The sequence below is a fragment of the Anaerolinea thermolimosa genome (genome assembly GCF_001050195.2).
GTDB lineage: Bacteria > Chloroflexota > Anaerolineae > Anaerolineales > Anaerolineaceae > Anaerolinea > Anaerolinea thermolimosa.
This window is the reverse complement of sequence record NZ_DF967965.1, coordinates 422,893-424,367: the sequence shown is the minus strand read 5'-3', so window position 1 is coordinate 424,367 and position 1,475 is coordinate 422,893. Positions and strand designations below refer to the sequence as shown.

Sequence of the window (1,475 nt, the reverse complement as noted above, 5' to 3'; positions counted from 1 at the left end):
CGCAGGAAGCGGGAGCCGATTATGTGGCTGACTCGGATGAGTGGATCACGAAAATCCAGGGCGGCTGGACTGATTTTGATGTGGCCATCGCCACCCCGGATATGATGGGCAAAGTGGGACGCCTCGGTCGCATCCTCGGTCCCCGCGGCCTCATGCCGAACCCGAAAGCCGGCACGGTCGTTCCGGCCGAAGACCTCCCCCGCGTGATTCGCGAGGCTAAAGCCGGGCGGGTTGAATTCCGTCTCGATAAAACTGCCAATCTGCATGTGCCCATCGGAAAAGTATCCTTCAGCACCGAACAACTTTATGAGAACCTCTCTGCCCTCATGGAGGCCATTCGCAAAGCCAAACCGGCGGCAGCCAAAGGTAGCTATATTCGCCGGGTTACCTTAACCTCCACCATGGGGCCCTCGGTGCGGGTTGACCCGAATACTGCCCTCAACCTTTCGGTAAAATAAACTGAAAGGAAAGATAGGTGAAGAACCAAAAAGCCCCTTCACAGGGGCTTTTTTAATGGTATAATCACCCCCTGTGCGCCGGAAGAATGGTGCACGTCACCGATGAAAGCTGGTGTCCATCCGGACTTAATATCCTGCCGAGGTGAAGACGAAAGATCGAATGATCTTCCCGGGTTATCCGGTGAAAAAGTCTTTGCCTGGTGGGAACCAGACAAAGACTTTTTGTATTTTTCTATCTTTTCACGGAAGGAGGTGAATTCGCATTGGCCTTCACCAAACAGGAAAAAGCTGAAATGATCGCGCAATATACCAGCTGGGTCAAACAGAGCCAGGCGGTCTTCCTGATGGAATACCAGAAAATGACCCAGAAAGACGTGGACGCTCTACGCGCCAAAGTGCGTGAAGCGGGCGGCGAAATCCACGTGGTCAAGAACACGCTCTTCCGCAAAGTCATGACCGATATGGGCATTGACGCGGGTGAGCTTCTGGAGAGCACCACACTGGCTGGCTTCGCCTTCCAGGATCCACCCACTCTGGCGAAATTAATCAACGACGCCGCCAAGGCCGAAACTTATAAAGTTAAAGGCGGCCTGATGGGCAAGGAGATTCTCTCGCCTGAGCAGGTTAAATTCCTGGCCGACCTGCCCCCGCTGCCGGTTATGCGTGCCCAGCTCCTGGGCATCCTGCAGGCGCCTGCTGCCAAACTGGTACGCACCATTGCCGAGCCCGGACGTTCTATCGCCGGAGTTCTCAAGGCCTATTCCGAAAAAGAACAGGCTGCCGTCGCCGCGTAATGCGGCCATCGATCTGTGTTGCAAACCAAATCTACGGTTTTTCTAACCGGTAGACCATCTATCAAGAAAAAAGAAAAGTAAGGAGATTTTCTACAATGGCTGATCTTGCGAAACTCGTTGATGAACTGAGCGCGCTTTCGGTTCTGGAAGCCGCTGAACTGGTGAAATTACTGGAAGAAAAATGGGGCGTTTCTGCCGCCGCCCCGGTGGCCGCTGTGGCCGC

General features: G+C 54.2%; 1 protein-coding gene and 2 pseudogenes. All 3 read left to right on the top strand.

Going from position 1 to position 1,475, the window contains the following annotated elements:
• Positions 1 to 458, top strand: a pseudogene (locus tag ATHL_RS01945) (50S ribosomal protein L1); the annotation flags it as partial.
• 200 nt (positions 459 to 658) lie between these two features.
• Positions 659 to 1,252 carry a 50S ribosomal protein L10 gene (gene rplJ / locus ATHL_RS01940; protein ID WP_272897325.1) on the top strand — a complete coding sequence of 198 codons (594 nt, stop codon included), beginning with the start codon at positions 659 to 661 and terminating at the stop codon, positions 1,250 to 1,252.
• A 95-nt stretch (positions 1,253 to 1,347) separates the two neighbouring features.
• Positions 1,348 to 1,475 (top strand): annotated as a pseudogene (locus ATHL_RS19465) (50S ribosomal protein L7/L12); the annotation flags it as partial.